Below are 18,856 nucleotides of genomic sequence, written 5' to 3'. Positions count from 1 at the left end.
ACCTGGAAGACCAAAAGCCTGAAACAAAGATTGCATACTGTAAGGGTTAATGCTGCAAATCACCTTAATTCATAGAGTGCCGTCCTGCACCCTAAGTCACATGGCGACAGCATTAATTTACAGTCGCTGCGTTGCCAGCACCTCAAACGCCTGCTCATCCGCGTTACGTCCACGCCAGGCGAGAATCTTGCCAGGACGGAAATTACGGGAGTCAATCATCGACTTGGTCAACCTGAGTTCGCCACGCAACCAGGCCGGATCGTCCGGCGAGAGCGAGGTGGGCGCCTGCTCCAGGCAGGAATAGAAGGCTCGCTGCCCATTCAGGTCGACATTCATGATCTGAATAACTCGGTCCCGGGGCTGAGCATCGCCAGCCAGAATATCGGGGATCAGATAGGCATTCAGGAACACATCAGCGATCTGGACAAGATCGCTTGAGATATTTTTGAACGCTACGACTTCCACACGTACGCCCTTCGCCTGAAGCGCCTGTGCCAGCGCGACAAAATCACCGTCGCCTGTCACCAGCACGACCCGATCCAGCTTGTCAGCTTGGGTCAGGACATCAACGGTGAGTTCCACATCGACATTACCCTTGCGGGACGTGCCCGTATCGTTGCTGTAGCGCTTGACCGGCTTGATCAGCAACCGAAACCCGGCGCCCTGGATACGGGCTACGTGGGCAGCATGCCAGTTCGCATACTCGGGCTTTTCTTCGGCCAGCACTTCGTCGAAGGCATGATAAGCCTTGGCGATAGTGACTACGCTGGATGCCTCATAGAAACGCCTGAGCGTTTCGTAGCGCATGTAGCTGCCGCCACTTGAGCTGATATTGTCTGAATCGACGTAGATGCCTGTGCGCACGGGTAACCCTTACTGAACTGCAAACCATGACAACGTCCGATGAACGCTATCAGTATAGATCGTTAATATACCCTGCCGCGTCCATCCGCCGAAGTCACAGGTTATCAGAATGACATCACGGACCTGAAAACAGTAGCCTGTCGAACCAAAAAGACAGTCGGTCAACCGGCTGAACTCGACGCTTCAGAAATCACATGCCCGCATTTTGCTGTTATGCGAAACTGCTCACTCTTGCCGTTTCGCTGCAAGAAGAGAAAGAAGAATAAAACCCTTTGAGGTGTCACTTGAAGAAGCTGTATGTGCTAGGAACCTTGGCGGCATGCTTTTGTGCTGCTGCGCTGGCTGAAACAGACCGCGCTGCCCCTTCAGTCAGGGAACATGACAAGAGTGTTTTTATCGACAAGCTCATGAAACAAATGACGCTTGAAGAAAAGATAGGCCAGCTCAACCTGGTAAGCGTTGGTCCTGACTACACCAAGGACGCCATCATGGCGGACATTCGGGCCGGCAAGGTAGGCGCGATGTTCAATACGGTCACTCGGCCCGACATTCGTCAGATGCAGGTCCAGGCGGTAGAGCACAGCCGCCTCAAGATCCCACTGTTATATGCTTATGATGTGGTGCATGGCCACCGCACCATTTTTCCTATCAACCTGGGGATGGCGTCCAGCTGGGATCTGGATGCGATTGCCTTGAGCGGGCGCATTTCAGCAGAGGAAGCCAGTGCAGACGGTCTGAATCTCACCTTCTCGCCGACAGTTGACGTCACTCGTGACCCTCGCTGGGGACGGGTTTCCGAGACGTTTGGTGAAGACAGCTACCTGACCTCAAGGATTGCCGGCACACTGATCAAGGCGTATCAGGGTGACGACTTGGCGTCTGCGCATTCGATTATGGCCAGCTTCAAGCACTTCGCCTTGTACGGCGCGACTGAAGGCGGTCGTGATTACAACACGGTCGACATGAGCCCCCAGCGCATGTTCCAGGACTATCTTGCTCCCTACAAGGCGGCGGTGGAGGCAGGCTCGGGCAGCGTCATGGTTTCCCTCAATGCCATTAACGGCATTCCTTCCACAGCCAATCGATGGCTGCTCAAGGATCTGCTGAGAGACCAGTGGGGCTTCAAGGGTCTCATCATCAGCGATCATGGCGCCATCAACGAGTTGATCCGTCACGGCGTCGCCGAAGATGGGCGCGAAGCCGCAAAACTCGCTATCAAGGCAGGCGTGGACTTGAACATGCACGACGATTTATATGGCACTCAGCTTCCCGCCCTGCTCAAGAGCGGTGAGGTCAGCCAACAGGAAATCGACGATGCCTGCCGTTATGTACTTAGTGCCAAATATGACCTGGGCCTGTTCAAGGACCCTTATGCCTTCCTGGGCAAACCAAACGATCCGCCTTTTGATACCAACGCCGAGAGCCGCTTACACCGCGAAGCCGCGCGGGAGGTAGGCCGCAAAAGTCAGGTCCTGCTCAAGAATAAAGGCAACCTGCTTCCGCTTGAAAAGAACGGCACCATTGCGGTTATCGGCCCCCTGGCCAAGAGCCAGCGCGACGTAATGGGAAACTGGTCAGCCGCCGGGATGACCCAGCAAGCCGTCTCCCTTTATCAGGGCCTGGCTAACGCAGTCGGCGACAAGGCCACACTGGTCTATGCCAAAGGCGCCAACATTACTGATGACGCCAGCATTCTGGCCTATCTAAATTCCTACGATCCTGCTGTCGAGGTAGACCACCGCTCTACCGAAGATATGATTGAGGAGGCGGTCGAGGTAGCCTCGAAGGCGGATGTCATCATCGCCGCGGTAGGTGAGTCGCAAGGCATGGCCCATGAAGCATCCAGCCGCGCCCATATCGATATTCCGAACAATCAGCGCCGCTTGATCAGAGCCTTGAAAGACACTGGTAAGCCTCTGGTGCTGGTGCTCATGAATGGCCGACCACTGGATCTGAGTTGGGAAAGCCAACAGGCCGACGCGCTATTGGAAACCTGGTTTAGCGGAACCGAGGGCGGTAACGCTATCGCCGATGTCTTGTTTGGCGATTACAACCCCTCCGGCAAGCTGCCCATGACCTTTCCACGCTCGGTTGGCCAGATACCCATCTATTACAATCACCTCAATACTGGCAGACCGTTCAATCCCAAGGACCCGGGCAAATACACGTCTCGCTATTTCGATGAGGCTAACGGACCGCTGTATCCCTTCGGCTACGGCTTGAGCTACACCACTTTCGACCTTTCCGATATAACGCTCTCCAGCGGCACGCTGCACCGAAATGGCAGACTGAAAGCCAGTGTGACGCTGAAAAATACGGGACAGCGCGCGGGCGAGACGGTTGTACAGCTGTACTTGCGAGACGTTACTGCTTCAATCAGTCGTCCGATTAAGGAGCTGAAGAATTTCCGCAAGGTCATGCTGCAACCTGGCGAAGAAAAGGTTATCGACTTCGACATCAGTGAAGAAGACCTAAAATTCTACAACGCAGACCTGAAGTACGCCGCGGAGCCCGGTACATTCAAGGTCTATATCGGACTGGATTCGGAAGAGGTAAAGGAGCAGCAGTTCCGCCTGCTTTAACCCGCTGGAAGTGCCGGGCCATCCGGCACTTCTTCACCCTGCTACCCTACCAGCAGTTGGGTGACCGTATGGATGATCAGTCCAACCAGTCCGCCTACGAGCGTGCCATTGATGCGGATGAACTGCAGGTCTCTGCCTACGTTCTTCTCAAGCTGTTCGACCAATTCGTCAGTGTTCCAGGCTTCGACTCGCTCGGCGATGTAGTCTCCCACCTGACCGCGATAACGCTCAATGACAGGAGGCGCTACCTCCTCGATCTGGTCATTGATCCATTGCCGCATAGGCGCATCCGCTGCCAGCGCAGCCCCCAGCCCTTGGGTCAGACGAATCAGGCGTCGACGTATTGAGGAGTCGTCCTTGCCCAGATCATCCTGCAGCCAGTCAATCAGATCATCCCAGAGCCCTTGCAGATACCCGGCAATGGCGGGGTGCTCGATCAGCTGCATACGGACCTGCTCGCCTTTCACTCGAAATTCGGGATCGTTCTTGAGCTTCTCGATGAAGTCGGCGACATAATGGTCGAAGCGAGCCCTCATCTCATGATCCTTGTCTTCGCTGATCTCGGTAATGAGCATCGAGATCCGCTTGACGACCTTCTCGGCCGACCAGCGCCCCGCATACTCATCAAGCCGAACATAGCGCAACGCGCTGAGCTCTGAAGAGATGGCACGGGCAATCATCGCCTGAGTAACTTCGTCCCTCATCATGCGGTCGATCTCACGCAGCACATCATCGAGCATGGCCTGATGGCGCCGGTCTGCCGTCATGACATCCAACAGCTGCCCGCTCAACAGTGCTAGGTCAACCTGCTGCAACCGAGCCGTCGCCGTGCGCTGGATAAAGCGCTGAACACGCTCATCCCGCAAGGCACCTACGCCGAATCGGGCCACCCCTATCAGATGATTACCTAGGGCTTCGGCATGGTGAGGCTCTTGCAGCCAGCCGGCCAGTTGGTCGGCTGCGTTGAATTCTCTGACCTTTGCCATCAGCTGAGGGGTGGACAGGAAATTAAGACAGATGAAATCCGAAAGCTTGCGCCCTATGCCCGCCTTGTTACGTGGAATGATAGCCGTGTGAGGAATGGGCAGCCCCAGGGGATGCCTGAACAGCGCGGTAACCGCAAACCAGTCGGCGATCGCGCCAACCATCGCCGCCTCGGCAAAGGCGGCGACATACCCCCAGCCAGGATGGATGTCATGCAGTGCGGTAGCGACCGCATAAAGGACAGCGGCTGCCAGCAACAGGCAGCCCGCCAGAACCTTCATGCGAAAGACTGGGGACTGCCAGCGATCGGATTTTGCAGGTGCATCAGGTGTTACAGGTTCGTTGGCCAAAACGGTCCTCGCTCGGGTCGTTGTTCCTGTCTGGGTGACTGAGCAGGCTGCGCTCAGTCCCGGTAATACACTTTGACCAGGTGATAGCCAAACTTGCTTTTGACCGGACCATGAATATCACCGACCGACTTCTTGAAAATTACCTGATCGATCACCCTGACCATCTGGCCCGGCTTGACCTCGCCAAGGTCGCCGCCCCGCTTTCCTGAAGGGCAAATCGAAAATTTCTTCGCCAGTACGTCAAAGGCCTCGCCTTTTTCAAGGCGCTTCTTGAGGGCGTCAGCCTCGTCGGATGTCTTGACCAGAATATGTTTGGCCATGGCTTTCATAAAAGGGAACCTCAGGGTCGATAATGGCCGACCCGCTGTTTATTCAGTGGAGAGATGGCAGGTTGATGACTGAACGCCTCAGTCTTCCAACGCGTTCTTTAGCGCTTCATAGGAGGGCGCCGCGTAGATGTCGAGCTCGGCGCAGAGATCCAGTACGCGCTGCACGTCATGGGTGTACACCAGAACGGCTTGCAGCTCATCATCAAGTGGCTCACTGAAATCCATCAGGGTGTAGCCACCCTTTTCCTTGTACATGCTGCTCAGCTGAACCTGGATCCGATTGAGCGCCTTGAGTGGTTCAACCTTCACCAGCTGCTTGGGTTTGATGTTGAACGGCACATCCTTGCCGAAGGAATCCATGATGTGCTGGAGTAGCTCATCGTAACCATCGGCCTGGAACAGTACCGTTTCCGGCAAACTGCCGACTACTACCCACTCGCCCAGCGAAATCGGGAAGGTCTCGTCGTAATTGATATCCGGATTGGCTGCCAGGAACGCTTCGGGATCGGCATAAGCTTGTGCAGCTTCGTCAGCGATCCGCGCGATCTCCTCATCGCTCATACAGCCGGAGCTGATTAGGGTGATCAGTTCAAGGAGTTGGTCTTTCATGTGAGGCATCCGGAAATAATCGAATGCCTAGTGTACAGGGAGGCGGTGCCGGATGCCGACTCGCTGGCCCAGCGGCGTGGTATTACCGCTGGGCCGACTAATCAGCGCTAAGGCTTGCGGTACAGCCCAATGATGCCGGAAAAGTCCTTGCCGCCCTCACCTCGCTGGCTCATGCTCTGGTAGAGCTGTTGTGCCAGCGCACCCAACAGAACCGGTTGGCGCACCTGCTTCGCCGCTTCAGTGGCAAGCCCCAAATCCTTGAGCATGAGGTCAGCCCCAAACCCACCGGTGTAGCCTCGTGAAGACGGCGCCGTCTCGATGATACCCGGCCAGGGGTTATAGGTATCCGAACTCCAGCAGCGTCCGGTAGAGGTATTGATGATGCCGGCCAGAACCTTGGTGTCGATGCCGAGCGCATCGCCCAGCGCCATGGCTTCTGCAACACCGATCATGCTGATGCCCAGCAGCAGGTTGTTACAGACTTTGGCGACCTGTCCGGTTCCGACCTCACCACAATGCACGATATTCCTACCCATATCAGAGAGTACCGGCTGTATGAGATTGAACAGCTCAGGCGTCGCGCCGACCATAAAAGTCAAGGTGCCTGCCTGCGCACCGCCGGTCCCCCCTGAAACCGGCGCATCGGCCATGGCGACTCCTCGCCCCGCCGCCACCTGGGCAACCTCCCGGGCCGTCTGAGGATCGATGGTGCTGCTGTCAATTGCTACGGCTCCGTCAGGCAGCGCTGCCAGAAGCCCCTCTTCACCCAGGTAGACACTGCGCACATGGGCCGCGGCAGGCAGCATGGTAATGACCAGCTCACATTCCAGTACGGCGTCCCGGGCGGAGTTTGCCGCCTTGGCGCCCGCTTCCGCCAGGGCGCCAACCGCCTGTGCGTTGACATCGAAGACCGTGAGCGCATGTCCGGCTTTCAGCAGGTTATGCGCCATCGGAGCCCCCATGTTTCCCAAACCAATAAAGGCAATACGCATGGTTATTCTCCTTCTGTAACGTTGAAGACCGCTCCAATCAACGCAAGGTAATCGTGGTATTCACCCCATCGCTGACACTGTCATCGTCGAACCAGCGGGCCGTGACGGTTTTGGTCTGGGTATAGAACTGAACAACCTGCTTACCGTAGGGCCCCAGATCACCCAATTTGGAGCCACGAGAACCGGTAAAGCTGAAGAAGGGAACCGGTACCGGAATCGGAATATTGATTCCTACCTGACCAACATCGATTTCACTTTGGAATTTGCGAGCCGCTGCACCGCTCTGGGTGAAGAGTCCGGTTCCGTTACCAAAGGGGTTGCGATTTACCAGAGCAATCGCGTCATCCAGCGTATCAACTTCGAGAGTCAGCAGGACCGGGCCAAAGATTTCTTCCGTGTAGATACGCATGTCTGTCGTAACGCCGGAAAACAGCGTAGGCCCTACGAAATTACCCTGCTCGTATCCGGGCACCTGAACATTGCGCCCGTCAAGCAGCAATGAAGCACCTTCCGCCACCCCGCTTTCGATCAGACCGAGCACACGCTCCCTGGCCTGTTTGGAGATCAGCGGACCAACATCCGTCCCCGGTTCGGACCCAGCATTGACCTTAAGTTGTTCAGCCTTGGCCTTGAGCTCCGGCAGCCATTCGCACGCCTTACCTACCAGAACAGCCACCGAAGTGGCCATGCAGCGTTGGCCGGCAGCACCAAAAGCCGCACCTACCAATGCATTAAGTGTCTGCTCCTTGTTGGCATCGGGTAACACCACCGCGTGATTCTTGGCGCCCATCATCGCCTGCACGCGCTTGCCGTGCTGACCCGCCAGGTTGTAAACATGGGTACCAACGGCTGTAGACCCGACAAAGGAGACAGCCTTTATATCGGGATGAGTACACAGCGCATCGACTACGTCCTTTCCGCCGTGTACCACATTGAGGACACCGGGTGGAATGCCGGCCTCAAGCGCCAACTCGACCAGCTGCATCGTGGAAAGCGGGTCCTGCTCGGAGGGCTTGAGCACGAACGTATTGCCGCAGACGATAGCCATAGGGAACATCCACAGCGGGATCATGGCCGGGAAATTGAAGGGTGTAATGCCTGCGCAGACGCCAATGGGCTGGCGTAGCGTATAAGTATCCACCTCGCCCGCCACGTTTTCGGCAAACTCGCCCATCTGCAGACTACCCACCGAGCAGGCGTGCTCGACGACCTCCAGACCCCGGAAGATGTCACCCTCGGCATCGGCCACGGTCTTGCCCTGTTCGGCACTCAACGTTTGGGCAATGGGCTTCATATGCTCACGGATCAATGCCTGATACTTGAGCATGATGCGCATACGCGCACCGATAGGCGTACGCTTCCAGCGGGTGAACGCCTGCTGGGCAGCAGCGATAGCCGCATTGACCTCATCGGTCGTGGCAAAGGGAACACGAGCCAGCACCTGCTGAGTTGCCGGGTTGACAATATCGCGCCACTCGTGCGTTTTGGAGTCCACCCACTCACCGTTGATCAGCAGTTTGACTTGGCTGATATCAGCCTTGGCATCATTCAAGGGGGCGTTCATAGGGATTCTCCTGAGGTGGAATTGACCATGCCAACGGGGCGGGAAGCGGTAGTGGAAATAGCGGAGCGGCCGACCTGAGGATCCGGCTTCATCAGGGCCGTACAAAGCAATGCGATCGCACCCATGACCAGCAGATAGACGATGACGTATCGCGGATTGCCTTCTCCCAGCGACAGCAGCGTAGTGGCGATCATGGGTGCAAAGCCGCCGCCCAGCACGCCAGCAAACTGCACGGAAAGCGAAATTCCGCTATAGCGAATCTGCGCCGGATACTGACGGGCAAACAACAGTGACTCAGGCGCATACAGGATGGGAAACACTACGCCCACGGCCAGCACCATGGCCCACCAAACAAGCAGGGGTTCACGTGTTCCCAGCATGGCAAAGAAGGGATAAACAAAGGCGCACAACAGGAGCAGCCCGGTGAAATAGAGACGCCGCTGCCCTACCCGATCAGAGAGATAACCACAGAACGGCATGGTGACCAGGGACAGTGCGGCACCGGCGGTAATAGCATTCAGTACACTGGCGCGGGGAATCTGGAGCTGATTGGCGGCATAGGCCAGCGCAAAGGTGACCGCCATATAGAACCAGGCGTTTTCAGCCGTGCGGGCGCCGATGATGGCCAGAGTTTCCCGAGGGTGCTCCTTGAGCACTGTAAACAAGGGGACCTTGACCTTGCGCCCCTCCTGCTTGAGCCGTTCGAAGTCAGGCGACTCCGCCACCTTTACCCGGATCAGCCAGCCAATACCCAGCAGTACCACACTGGCCAGGAATGGCAGCCGCCACCCCCAGGCCAGCATATCTTCCTCTGGTAAAGTAGCCACCGCACCCATGGCCAGCGAGGCCAGTACCAAGCCTGCTCCAACACCAGTCTGCGGCAGGCTGCCATAAAAGCCTTTTTTGCCCTCCGGCGCATGCTCGACCGCCATCAGCACGGCGCCGCCCCACTCGCCCCCTACGGCCATGCCTTGCAGAAAGCGCATGACTACCAACAGCAAGGCTGCCCAGTAGCCGATCTGGTCATAGGTGGGAATCAGGCCGATGGCGATGGTAGGAACGCCCATCAACATGAGCGTCAACAATAACATGGATTTTCGCCCAATCCGGTCACCGAAATGACCAAACACGATGCCGCCCATGGGACGACCAAGAAACCCCACAGCGTAGGTGGCAAAGGCAGCCAGTACGCCACTCATGGGATCGAGGGCAGGAAAGAACAGCTTATTGAAGACCAATGCCGCAGCAGTGCCGTAGAGGAAAAAGTCATACCACTCAATGGTGGTTCCGGCCATGCTGGCCAACCCGGCGATCCGATAGTGCTTGCGACCAGATGAGGTCGCTCTGGGTGATAGCGTGCCTGTAGTCATAAACGCCTCCGCTTATTGTTGTTGTGCGAGGTGTCATCAGCCGGAATCGCGTTCTGGCGCTTGCGGCTGTTTCGGAGTATAGATGTGCAAACTTCCGATAAGAACGCACAAAAAAGCCGGACCGATATGCAAAAAAATCTCATGTCCCCTGCCGCACTTGACTGGGACGATCTCAAGTTTTTCCTGGAGGTAGCCCGGACACGAACGGCTACCGGCGCGGCCCGTAGGCTGGCGGTGGACTACACGACGGTGTCACGCCGTATCCGTATTCTGGAGCAGACGCTAGGCGCCTTACTGTTTGAAAAATCACGCAGCAGCGGCTTTGCAATGACCACCGAGGGCCAGCGGCTCCTGGGCTATGCAGAGGCTATCGAGAGCACGCTGCAATCGGCCTGTGAAGAGGTCGCCGGTGCAGGGCTGTCCCTGTCGGGACATGTCCGAATTGGCTCCACAGAAGGGTTCGGCAGCTTCTTCATCGCGCCGCAAGTCAGCCATTTTCAGCAAACCTATCCAAGCCTGACGGTCGATGTCTTGCCGGTTCCGCATTTCATCAGCCTGTCCAAACGTGAGGCAGACATTGCCATTACCCTGGAGCGGCCTGAACGAGGGCCTTACGTCTGCACGAAACTGTGTGATTACCAGCTCAAGCTCTATGCGACTCCGGGCTATCTAGAGCGGCACGGCCCCATTCATGATCGGAGCGATCTGGCTGAGCATACCTTTATCACCTATGTAGATGATCTCGCTTTTAGCCCGGAGCTGTTGTATTTGGAACACGCTGTTCCAAGCGCTCGATCGGTGTTACGCAGCACCAGTGTAATCGCTCAATATACGGCGGCGCTTCAGGGACGCTCGCTGGCGATCTTGCCCTGCTTTCTGGCCGGCCCGGATCTCCGTTTGCAACCGCTGCTTGCGGAGGAAATCCAAATAACACGGCATTTCTGGATGTATTGTCAGGAGGATTTGCGGGCATTGAAGCGCGTTACGCTACTTTGGGACTACCTCAAAGCCTGCGCCGAACTGAACGAACCACTGTTAAGCGGCGCCTCCAGTGAAATGAGATTCATCGATCCTTCGTGACCTACAGCGTATCTAACGCTTCTACCACCCACAGGTTTTTACCGGTCATATGAAACAAGTACGGTGCTCTATGTGTCCTTGTTACAAAATCGACAACGCACCGTTTCGAACACCCATACAGCGAAACGGCCTAACGCAGTATCCTAACGATCAGGTGCTGGTCGACGGGTCGGCGTTTCCACACTTCACCGAAACCTATCCAATGCACACCATCAGCCATGCCTCAACACCCTGACTGGATCATCTGCGAGCACTGCGATTCGGTCTACCATCGGCGCCCACTCGCGCGGGGCGAAGCTGCCCGCTGCGTGCGTTGCGATGCCGTGATCGAGCGCAGCAGACGGCTCAATGTCGAACAGTTGTTCGCCCTTACGCTGGCAGCTGGCATCCTGTTCATATTGGCCAACGTCTTCCCCATCATGCACATCAGCTTGCAAGGGCTGAGCAACGAGGCCACGCTCTGGGAATCTGTCGAGGCATTGGCTCAAGGTCGTATTACGTTGATTGCGCTGGTGGCAGGCCTGGCGATTATCTTCGCGCCGCTGTTTCAGATTCTGCTGCTGGGCTGGGTGCTGGGTTACGCTTATGTGGGCGAAATGGCCCCTGGTTTCAGGGCCTGTATGCGGGCGCTTGAGCATTTACGACCCTGGAGCATGCTGGAGGTCTGCCTGCTTGGCATTCTCGTAGCCATTATCAAACTGGCCGGTATGCTCAACGTTTCGCCTGGCGTCGGCTTATGGGCTATGGCCATGCTGACGGTGCTGATTATTCTCATTGCCGGTCGTGACATCCGCTACCTCTGGGATGATCTGGAGGTGCCGGTTATATGAATAAACCGCCCTACGCGCGCGAACTCAAGGTTTGCCTGTGCCATACCTGTGGATTTGTCTGCCCTGAGGGAGCGCATGAATGCCCGCGCTGCTATTCCCCGGTTCATACGCGCAAACCCAACAGCATCGCCCGTACCTGGGCCTTTCTGCTTGCTTCGATCATCTTTTATGTGCCGGCCAATGTCCTGCCGGTGATGTATACCAGCATGTTCAGCGGGGGCAGTGAAAATACGATCATGAGCGGTGTCATCGAGTTCTGGCAGCACGGCTCATGGGACATCGCTATCCTGATTTTCATTGCCAGCGTTGCCGTGCCTTGCATGAAATTTTGCGTCCTGGGTACTTTGCTGATTACCTGTCAAAGGCGCAGCCGCTGGGCCATGCGCGAACGGGCCAAGCTTTATCGCTTCGTAGAGCTGATCGGCTATTGGTCGATGCTCGATGTATTGGTCGTGGCCTTGGTGGCTGCGCTAGTTCAATTCCGAGCCTTGAGCACGATCGAGCCCCGTCTGGGTATCCTGTTCTTTGGCCTGGTTGTTGTGTTGACCATGCTGTCTGCCATGAGCTTTGATCCGCGCCTGATCTGGGACGCTGAGGTAAATGATGTCGAATAACCCGAACACTGCTTTTCCAACCCCTGGCACGCCTCAGATCAGAAAGCGGCGCTTCAGTATTTCTCTGGTCTGGCTGGTCCCGATCGTGGCGGCTCTGGTAGGGCTATCCATGGTCGTCAACAGCTGGTTGCGGGCAGGTCCTCAGGTCAACGTCAGTTTTCAGACGGCTGAGGGGCTTGAAGCAAACAAGACCCAGGTAAAGTACAAGAACGTGGTAATCGGTACGGTTACCCGGATCGCCCTCAGCGAAGACCGCACCCACGTTACCGCCACGATTGACCTGGATAAGTCAGCCGAACCCTTTACCCGCGAGGATACCCAGTATTGGGTGGTCCGTCCGCGTATCGGCGCCAACGGGGTTTCCGGTGTAGACACACTGCTCTCCGGCCCCTTCATCGGTGCGGACGCTGGCCGTTCCGACGTGACCAAAAAAGATTTCGTCGGACTGGAAAACCCTCCTCCTGTCACCTACGGGCAAAGGGGCAAGCGCTTTACCCTTCATACCGACGATCTTGGCTCATTGGATATTGGCTCGCCGGTCTACTATCGCCGCATTCAGGTAGGCCAGGTCATCTCGTATAACCTGACGGAAGATGGCAAAGGGGTAGATGTTCAGGTGTTCGTCAATTCGCCCAACGATGCGTTTGTGACCGACGATACCCGCTTCTGGAATGCCAGCGGCATTGACGTCTCGGTTGATGCCAGCGGCCTGAAGGTCAACACCCAGACGATCCCCTCCATTCTGGCGGGCGGCATTGCCTTCCGGGAGCCTAATTACAGCCCGGACGCCAAACCAGCTCCAGAGCACTACGAGTTCACGCTCTATAACGACCAGCAGACGGCACTGGCGCCTCCCTCCGGCGAACCTCGGTTTATTCGCCTGCGGTTCAATCAGTCCTTACGCGGACTTGCGGTGAATGCTCCCGTGGAGTTCCTGGGGGTGAATATCGGCCGGGTTGTCTCAGTGGATCTTGATTATGACCCCAAAACGCAGCGGTTCCCGACTACGGTAGGTGCAGTGGTCTATCCGCAGCGTCTGGGCAGTGCCCATGACAAGCTGGTCAAGCAGATCGGCGGTGAAAGCGAAGAGCAATCCGCTCAACTGATCAAGCGTCTGGTCGAGCAAGGTCTGCGAGCCCAGGCCCGCACGGGCAACCTTCTGACAGGACAGCTTTATATTGCGCTGGATTTCGAACCCAAGGCGGCCAAGGTCAGCTTCAACCCCAACAGTCGTCCTCTTGAGATTCCGACGGTTCCAGGCGGGTTCGATAAGCTACAGGAGCAGCTGCAGGCTATGGTCGACAAGATCAGCAAGCTACCTATCGACTCGATTGCCAACAACCTGAACGGCAGCCTGAACGAGTTGCAGAAAACGATGAAACAGGTCAATGGCGATGTGTTGCCGCAAATGCGAGGTACGCTCGAGGAGCTGCAAAACACGCTCAAGACTGCCAACGAAACGTTGGATGAAGATTCGCCGGCACGTCAGCAGGTCAACCAAGCCATGGACGAGGTCCAGCGAACCGCTCGCTCCGTGCGTGTACTGACCGATTATCTGAGCCGCCATCCCGAGTCGCTGATTCGTGGCCGTACCGAGGAAGCGGCGCCCGGCTCCTATAAAGGGAAGTCATCCTCTCGAGACATTGAAATGGAGTCCCAGCCATGACCCTTCGCTTATCGCTGGCTGCAATAGCGGCCACGCTGGGGCTTGCCGCGTGCAGCTCAGCCCCTACGCATTACTACACACTACTGCCTCCCCTGTCTGGCCAGGCGGCTTCTCACACCGCCTCCGCAGCGTTTCAGTTCGAGCTTGCGCCTGTGCGCATGCCTGTGCAGGTTGACCAGCCTCAACTGGTGGTGAGGCAAAGCAATGGTAGCCTCGCCATTCTGGAGTCCGAACGCTGGAGCGCGCCGCTTGGCGATGAATTTCATGACGCACTGGCAGGTCAGCTTGAGCAACAGCTCGGCGTCCGGGATCTGGCAGGACTTCCCAAAACCTCCGGCAAGCCGGTGTTGACGCTACGCACTGATGTACGCCGCTTCGACATGCTGCCCGAGCGGTATGCCTTGATTGATGTAGTCTGGAGCCTTAACCTGAGAAGCGAAGGTAGCCCACGCCGAACGTTGACCTGCAGCAGTATCATTCGCGAGCCTGCCGGCATGGAGCTTGAAAGCCTCGTCATAGCCCATCAGAAGGCTATTGCTACTCTAGCCAAAACCATTGCGCAAACCGCGCAGCGTTGGAACGAACTGCCGACTACAGAATGCCCATGATAATCGATTGGTACCTGCGTATCCGCCACGCCTGCTCACAAACCAGTGTCTTTGAAGTCTGTTTTGCTTTCGGCACAGCATTTGTCCTTTTATTCCTGCCTGTCGAGCAAGCAAGCGGCTTGGCCAAGCGCCTGCGAGAGCATAGCGCCTATTTTGTAGAGAGTACGTCCTTTTCGAGCGATGTACTCTTTAGTCTTGGCAGTGAAGTGAACTACCAAACCGGAACGTTAACCAGCTGCGGCATGTAAGCCACGCCTCTATATAAGGGGCTAAAACGCCCTCTTGTACCTACTGCCTGTTTACTCAGACCTTACGGCTGATGATCCCTTCTCACAGGCAGCAGGCTTTCTGCCTGTGTAGCCCCTGCTGTTTGAACCAGGCCTCCTTTCAATACGTTCAAATAAGCGTTTTGAGACGGGATAGAAACCGAACCTCCCATCGCCTCGGTATGTTCGCCCTCCTTCGCCATGCACGGGCTTATGTCAAGCCGCACACGTGCGGGTGAACCTCACGGCTACCCCCTTTGTAAAAAATACAGGCTACATGCCAAGGAGTAACAATATGGACACCACGGAACCCTCCAGAGAAGCATCATATCCGCCAAAATGGCAAGAGCGTTTCGCCTTTTACGAAACCTATGGTGCACCTAAAACCGCTACATGCAAAAAGGCATTCAAGGAGCTTCCTTTTCGAAAGAAGCTCCTGATCATTAGATGCTGGCCAGCCTTTTTTCTCGGACCTTTCTATTTGATTTTTGCTTTAGGTTTAAAGAAAAAAGGTTTAGCCATGTTAGGCATTGCCTTCTCTACCGGCTTACTTGAACTTTTATTTCAGGAGCTGACGGGGATTGATGTACCCCAAGCGCTTGACTTTGGCATTAGCATAGGCTTTGCGATTGCTAACTCAATGATTGCCAATTACGCCTATTACCTTAAAGAAATGAAAAATACGCAGAGCTGGAATCCGTGGGAAGGTTTCTCGGCTTTCGGATGGATTTAGGCGGGCTAGCTCTCTCCGCTTGGAAGACTTCGGTTTTTACAACGACGTTGGTTATTTATCAAAATAGCCAACGTACCTCTACTGCAAAACCTCTTTACAGCGCTAAACTTGTCAGACATCTTATAGGTAGACCGGATAACTAATCTAAATAAGAAGGTGTTCCAGATGCATTCCGAGCCTGTTTTTCTCGCCAAACGCTCGCATAATCTTTCGCAGGAGCTGGCCAATATTCTCGATAGCCAGATACGCGATGGCCAGCTTAGCCCTGGCGCAAAACTGCCTTCCGAAGCGCAAATCATGAAGGCTCATGGCGTGAGTCGCTCGGTTGTTCGTGAAGCGCTTTCCCACCTTCAGGCAAACGGCAAGGTAGTCACCCGGCAAGGTATCGGCACATTTGTCTGCGAGCCCATTATTCGGCTATCAGGCATGATTGATCCCTCCAGTGTAGAGACACTGCAGGATGTTCTTTCAGTCGTTGAAGTCCGAATCAGCCTTGAGTCCGAAGCGGCAGCCCTGGCAGCACAAAGACGCTCAGAGGCCCATCTGACGCAGTTTAGAGCTCTGCTCGACCGTATGCAGGCACGGGCAAGAGCGTCCTCTCCCTCAGAGGATCTCGACATGGAAATGCACCTTTTGATCGCCCAGGCAACCGGTAATCGCTACTTTACAGAGATCATGAGCTGCCTTAGCCGAGAACTCATTCCACGTATGCGCCTGAACAAAGCCTTTAATGAAAGTTCGCTGTCCCAAGCCTATCTTGAGCGGCGCGATGCCGAACATGAAGACATCTATAACGCCATTGCCCGGCAGGATGCCATTGGTGCTGCGGCAGCTATGCGTCTGCACCTTAGTAACAGCCGAGAACGATTGGTAAAAGTGATGCAGTCACTTTAGAAGGGCCAGCTGCAATCAAAAAATAAGCAAAAGAGCATCATACCCACTTGTATGACGACTGATGAGAGGTTAGGCTAAATCCACAACAACAAACCTCATGGCTCTCAGCAGGGTGCAATACATGAATCCGCAAGAACTCAAGCACACCCTTTCATCCGGATTGCTGTCCTTTCCGGTAACCGATTTCGATGCGCAGGGCGATTTCCGCCGCGATACCTACATCAAGCGCCTGGAATGGCTGGGGCCCTACGGCGCTAGCGCCCTGTTTGCGGCCGGCGGCACCGGTGAGTTCTTCTCGCTGGACCAGAAGGAATACTCCGACATCATCAAAACGGCCGTGGACACCTGCAAGGGCATGGTCCCGATTCTGGCCGGTGCCGGTGGCCCAACCCGCGTGGCGATCCAGCAGGCTCAGGAAGCCGAGCGCCTGGGCGCCCAGGGCATCCTGCTGCTGCCGCACTACCTGACCGAAGCCAGCCCTGAAGGCGTGGCCGCGCATGTCGAGGCGGTGTGCAAGTCCGTCAAGTTTGGCGTGGTGGTGTACAACCGTAACGTCTGCCGTTTGAAGCCTGACCAGCTGGAAATGCTGGCCGAGCGCTGCCCCAACCTGATCGGCTTCAAGGATGGCATGGGTGACATCGAGCTGATGGTCTCCATCCGCCGTCGCCTGGGTGATCGCTTCACCTACCTGGGCGGTCTGCCGACCGCTGAAGTCTATGCCGCGGCCTACAAGGCGCTGGGTGTACCAGTGTACTCCTCGGCGGTGTTCAACTTTGTTCCCAAGACGGCCATGGACTTCTACAAGGCCATTGCTGCGGATGACCACGAGACCGTGGGCAAGCTGATCGATGACTTCTTCCTGCCGTACCTGGACATCCGTAACCGCTGCGCAGGCTATGCGGTAAGCATCGTCAAGGCGGGTGCGAAGATCGCAGGTTACGATGCCGGTCCGGTACGCGCACCGTTGACCGACCTCAAGCCTGACGAGTACGAGCGTCTGGCTGCGCTGATGGACAAACTCGGTCCGCAGTAAGCATTTGGGCCGGTTGCGTGCCCCCTACGCAGCGTATTGCAACCGAGCCTGTTTTACAGCCAAGGGCGGTCCGCCCCGCCCTTTTTGACAATGCAGTACCCGCCACAACAATAAAAGTGGGAGAGCATTCATGAGCCATACCGCTCAATCGGCTGTATCAGCCGACGTTCTGGCGAGCGCAGTCGCCAAGGTAAAGCGACACGTCCTACCACTGTTCATCATCATGTTCATCGTCAATTACATTGATCGCGTGAACATCGGGTTTGTCAAAAACCATCTTCAAACTGACCTGGGCATTGGTGTAGCCGCCTATGGTCTGGGCGCTGGTCTGTTCTTTGTCGGCTATGCGCTGTTTGAGGTCCCCTCCAACATCCTGCTGCAACGGGTTGGCGCACGCGCCTGGCTGACACGCATCATGGCCACCTGGGGCATCGTGGCTGCCATGATGGCCTTTATCCAGAACGAAACGCACTTTTATATCCTGCGCTTTCTGCTCGGTGTGGCCGAAGCGGGCTTCTTTCCGGGTGTCATCTACTACTTTACTCGCTGGCTACCCGGTGCCGAGCGCGGCAAGGCCATTGCGCTATTCCTTTCCGGATCGGCTATCGCCTCGATCATTTCCGGCCCGGTAACAGGCGCCCTGCTGCAAATCGAGGGGCTGGGCCTGCACGGTTGGCAATGGATGTTTTTGATCGAGGGGCTTTTCTCCGTTGCGCTGTGCGGCTTTGTCTGGTTTTGGCTGGACTCACTGCCCCATGATGCCAAATGGCTAAAGCGCGAAGAGCAGGATGCTCTGGTATCAACCATTGAGGATGAGCAACGTCAGCGGGAACAGGCACAGACGGTTAAACCGACTCTGATGCAACTGCTCAAAGACTCCCAGATCATGCTGTTCTGCGTGATTTACTTTGCCATCCAGCTGACCATCTATGCCGCCACGTTCTGGTTGCCCAGCATCATCAAGAAAATGGGCAACATCAGCGACTTTGAGGTCGGGTTGTTCAACTCCGTACCCTGGCTGATCTCCATTGTGGCCATGTATGCCTTCGCCTCGCTTTCGGCACGCTGGAAATTCCAGCAGGCCTGGGTTGCCGTTGCCCTCCTGGTAGCGGCGGCAGGCATGTTCATGTCGACCACAGGCGGCCCCATCTTTGCCTACGTTGCCATCTGCTTTGCCGCCATCGGCTTCAAGTCCGCATCCTCATGCTTCTGGCCGATTCCCCAGGCGTACCTGGATGCTCGCATCGCAGCAGCCGTATTGGCCCTCATCAACTCGCTGGGCAACCTGGGTGGCTTCGTTGCACCGACTGTCTTCGGCATCCTTGAAGAGCGGACCGGTTCAATCCAGGGCGGCCTTTATGGCTTGGCGGCTACGTCCATCCTGGCGGCCATCGTGGTGTTCTTTGCCCGGACCAAGCCCAAAGGACAGAAACCAGACGCTGGCAGCACAGGCCTGGAACTCAAGCCCGTTTAACTCCCACTACGCCC

The 18,856-nt window shown here is 56.2% G+C and carries 18 protein-coding genes; 11 read left to right on the top strand and 7 right to left on the bottom strand.

What is annotated here, in order from left to right; all coding sequences use genetic code 11:
* Window positions 1-117 precede the first annotated feature (117 nt).
* A complete protein-coding gene (locus JQR90_RS09720) occupies window positions 118-864 on the bottom strand; it encodes an NYN domain-containing protein (RefSeq protein ID WP_434140764.1) in 747 nt (248 codons plus the stop codon).
* 284 nt (window positions 865-1,148) lie between these two features.
* Here JQR90_RS09720 and bglX point away from each other — a divergent pair, with 284 nt between their 5' ends.
* The gene (gene bglX / locus JQR90_RS09715) at window positions 1,149-3,446 is read left to right on the top strand and encodes a beta-glucosidase BglX (protein WP_434140763.1); all 2,298 of its coding nucleotides are present in this window, start codon (window positions 1,149-1,151) and stop codon (window positions 3,444-3,446) included.
* A 41-nt stretch (window positions 3,447-3,487) separates the two neighbouring features.
* On the opposite strand, the gene JQR90_RS09710 is transcribed toward bglX, so the two are convergent.
* The 6 genes from JQR90_RS09710 to JQR90_RS09685 all read right to left on the bottom strand — a co-directional run bounded on the left by JQR90_RS09710 (window position 3,488) and on the right by JQR90_RS09685 (window position 9,644).
* Window positions 3,488-4,711, bottom strand: coding sequence for a DUF445 domain-containing protein (locus JQR90_RS09710; protein ID WP_434140781.1), 1,224 nt, complete (start codon window positions 4,709-4,711; stop codon window positions 3,488-3,490).
* Between the two features lie 122 nt (window positions 4,712-4,833).
* Window positions 4,834-5,109 carry a peptidylprolyl isomerase gene (locus JQR90_RS09705; RefSeq protein ID WP_010798261.1) on the bottom strand — a complete coding sequence of 92 codons (276 nt, stop codon included), beginning with the start codon at window positions 5,107-5,109 and terminating at the stop codon, window positions 4,834-4,836.
* A gap of 78 nt (window positions 5,110-5,187) precedes the next feature.
* The gene (locus tag JQR90_RS09700) at window positions 5,188-5,718 is read right to left on the bottom strand and encodes a hypothetical protein (RefSeq protein WP_434136198.1); all 531 of its coding nucleotides are present in this window, start codon (window positions 5,716-5,718) and stop codon (window positions 5,188-5,190) included.
* A 107-nt stretch (window positions 5,719-5,825) separates the two neighbouring features.
* Window positions 5,826-6,710 (bottom strand): 3-hydroxyisobutyrate dehydrogenase, encoded by an 885-nt coding sequence (mmsB, locus tag JQR90_RS09695; protein WP_434140762.1) that lies wholly within the window; start codon window positions 6,708-6,710, stop codon window positions 5,826-5,828.
* Between the two features lie 37 nt (window positions 6,711-6,747).
* Window positions 6,748-8,274 (bottom strand): CoA-acylating methylmalonate-semialdehyde dehydrogenase, encoded by a 1,527-nt coding sequence (locus tag JQR90_RS09690; protein WP_434140761.1) that lies wholly within the window; start codon window positions 8,272-8,274, stop codon window positions 6,748-6,750.
* The gene (locus JQR90_RS09685) at window positions 8,271-9,644 is read right to left on the bottom strand and encodes an MFS transporter (RefSeq protein WP_434140760.1); all 1,374 of its coding nucleotides are present in this window, start codon (window positions 9,642-9,644) and stop codon (window positions 8,271-8,273) included. The genes JQR90_RS09690 and JQR90_RS09685 overlap by 4 nt, the downstream gene beginning before the upstream one ends.
* Window positions 9,645-9,770: 126 nt before the next feature.
* Here JQR90_RS09685 and JQR90_RS09680 point away from each other — a divergent pair, with 126 nt between their 5' ends.
* The 10 genes from JQR90_RS09680 (at window position 9,771) to JQR90_RS09635 (ending at window position 18,842) form a co-directional block, all read left to right on the top strand.
* Complete coding sequence (locus tag JQR90_RS09680; RefSeq protein WP_196122091.1) at window positions 9,771-10,724, top strand: LysR family transcriptional regulator; 954 nt, start codon at window positions 9,771-9,773, stop codon at window positions 10,722-10,724.
* Between the two features lie 218 nt (window positions 10,725-10,942).
* Complete coding sequence (locus JQR90_RS09675) at window positions 10,943-11,554, top strand: paraquat-inducible protein A (RefSeq protein ID WP_010798255.1); 612 nt, start codon at window positions 10,943-10,945, stop codon at window positions 11,552-11,554.
* A complete protein-coding gene (locus JQR90_RS09670; protein ID WP_010798254.1) occupies window positions 11,551-12,168 on the top strand; it encodes a paraquat-inducible protein A in 618 nt (205 codons plus the stop codon). Before JQR90_RS09675 ends, JQR90_RS09670 begins: the two co-directional genes overlap by 4 nt.
* On the top strand, window positions 12,158-13,834 hold the full coding sequence (locus tag JQR90_RS09665; RefSeq protein ID WP_010798253.1) for an intermembrane transport protein PqiB: 1,677 nt from the start codon (window positions 12,158-12,160) through the stop codon (window positions 13,832-13,834). The genes JQR90_RS09670 and JQR90_RS09665 overlap by 11 nt, the downstream gene beginning before the upstream one ends.
* On the top strand, window positions 13,831-14,442 hold the full coding sequence (locus JQR90_RS09660; RefSeq protein WP_010798252.1) for a PqiC family protein: 612 nt from the start codon (window positions 13,831-13,833) through the stop codon (window positions 14,440-14,442). Before JQR90_RS09665 ends, JQR90_RS09660 begins: the two co-directional genes overlap by 4 nt.
* Window positions 14,439-14,690 carry a hypothetical protein gene (locus JQR90_RS09655; protein ID WP_010798251.1) on the top strand — a complete coding sequence of 84 codons (252 nt, stop codon included), beginning with the start codon at window positions 14,439-14,441 and terminating at the stop codon, window positions 14,688-14,690. The genes JQR90_RS09660 and JQR90_RS09655 overlap by 4 nt, the downstream gene beginning before the upstream one ends.
* 313 nt (window positions 14,691-15,003) lie before the next feature.
* On the top strand, window positions 15,004-15,441 hold the full coding sequence (locus JQR90_RS09650) for a DUF2628 domain-containing protein (protein ID WP_010798250.1): 438 nt from the start codon (window positions 15,004-15,006) through the stop codon (window positions 15,439-15,441).
* A 165-nt stretch (window positions 15,442-15,606) separates the two neighbouring features.
* A complete protein-coding gene (locus tag JQR90_RS09645) occupies window positions 15,607-16,335 on the top strand; it encodes a FadR/GntR family transcriptional regulator (RefSeq protein ID WP_010798249.1) in 729 nt (242 codons plus the stop codon).
* A 121-nt stretch (window positions 16,336-16,456) separates the two neighbouring features.
* Complete coding sequence (gene kdgD / locus JQR90_RS09640; RefSeq protein WP_010798248.1) at window positions 16,457-17,368, top strand: 5-dehydro-4-deoxyglucarate dehydratase; 912 nt, start codon at window positions 16,457-16,459, stop codon at window positions 17,366-17,368.
* 130 nt (window positions 17,369-17,498) lie between these two features.
* A complete protein-coding gene (locus JQR90_RS09635; RefSeq protein ID WP_010798247.1) occupies window positions 17,499-18,842 on the top strand; it encodes an MFS transporter in 1,344 nt (447 codons plus the stop codon).
* The last annotated feature ends 14 nt before the right edge of the window (window positions 18,843-18,856 follow it).

Source organism: Pseudomonas sp. JZ114 (assembly GCF_051027705.1).
GTDB classification, from domain to species: Bacteria; Pseudomonadota; Gammaproteobacteria; order Pseudomonadales; family Pseudomonadaceae; genus Chryseomonas; species Chryseomonas luteola.
The sequence above is the reverse complement of the archived record's forward strand: the minus strand, read 5'-3'. Positions and strand labels throughout refer to the sequence as shown.

What these genes read in the sequence shown, in the direction of transcription:
- mmsB (WP_434140762.1), bottom strand. Translation starts at nt 6,710, where the DNA reads ATGCGTATTGCCTTTATTGGTTTGGGAAACATGGGGGCTCCGATGGCG.
- kdgD (WP_010798248.1), top strand. Translation starts at nt 16,457, where the DNA reads ATGAATCCGCAAGAACTCAAGCACACCCTTTCATCCGGATTGCTGTCC.
- JQR90_RS09670 (WP_010798254.1), top strand. Translation starts at nt 11,551, where the DNA reads ATGAATAAACCGCCCTACGCGCGCGAACTCAAGGTTTGCCTGTGCCAT.
- JQR90_RS09645 (WP_010798249.1), top strand. Translation starts at nt 15,607, where the DNA reads ATGCATTCCGAGCCTGTTTTTCTCGCCAAACGCTCGCATAATCTTTCG.
- JQR90_RS09635 (WP_010798247.1), top strand. Translation starts at nt 17,499, where the DNA reads ATGAGCCATACCGCTCAATCGGCTGTATCAGCCGACGTTCTGGCGAGC.
- JQR90_RS09690 (WP_434140761.1), bottom strand. Translation starts at nt 8,274, where the DNA reads ATGAACGCCCCCTTGAATGATGCCAAGGCTGATATCAGCCAAGTCAAA.
- JQR90_RS09655 (WP_010798251.1), top strand. Translation starts at nt 14,439, where the DNA reads ATGATAATCGATTGGTACCTGCGTATCCGCCACGCCTGCTCACAAACC.
- JQR90_RS09680 (WP_196122091.1), top strand. Translation starts at nt 9,771, where the DNA reads ATGCAAAAAAATCTCATGTCCCCTGCCGCACTTGACTGGGACGATCTC.
- JQR90_RS09700 (WP_434136198.1), bottom strand. Translation starts at nt 5,718, where the DNA reads ATGAAAGACCAACTCCTTGAACTGATCACCCTAATCAGCTCCGGCTGT.
- JQR90_RS09705 (WP_010798261.1), bottom strand. Translation starts at nt 5,109, where the DNA reads ATGAAAGCCATGGCCAAACATATTCTGGTCAAGACATCCGACGAGGCT.
- JQR90_RS09675 (WP_010798255.1), top strand. Translation starts at nt 10,943, where the DNA reads ATGCCTCAACACCCTGACTGGATCATCTGCGAGCACTGCGATTCGGTC.
- JQR90_RS09685 (WP_434140760.1), bottom strand. Translation starts at nt 9,644, where the DNA reads ATGACTACAGGCACGCTATCACCCAGAGCGACCTCATCTGGTCGCAAG.
- JQR90_RS09710 (WP_434140781.1), bottom strand. Translation starts at nt 4,711, where the DNA reads ATGAAGGTTCTGGCGGGCTGCCTGTTGCTGGCAGCCGCTGTCCTTTAT.
- JQR90_RS09665 (WP_010798253.1), top strand. Translation starts at nt 12,158, where the DNA reads ATGTCGAATAACCCGAACACTGCTTTTCCAACCCCTGGCACGCCTCAG.
- JQR90_RS09660 (WP_010798252.1), top strand. Translation starts at nt 13,831, where the DNA reads ATGACCCTTCGCTTATCGCTGGCTGCAATAGCGGCCACGCTGGGGCTT.
- JQR90_RS09650 (WP_010798250.1), top strand. Translation starts at nt 15,004, where the DNA reads ATGGACACCACGGAACCCTCCAGAGAAGCATCATATCCGCCAAAATGG.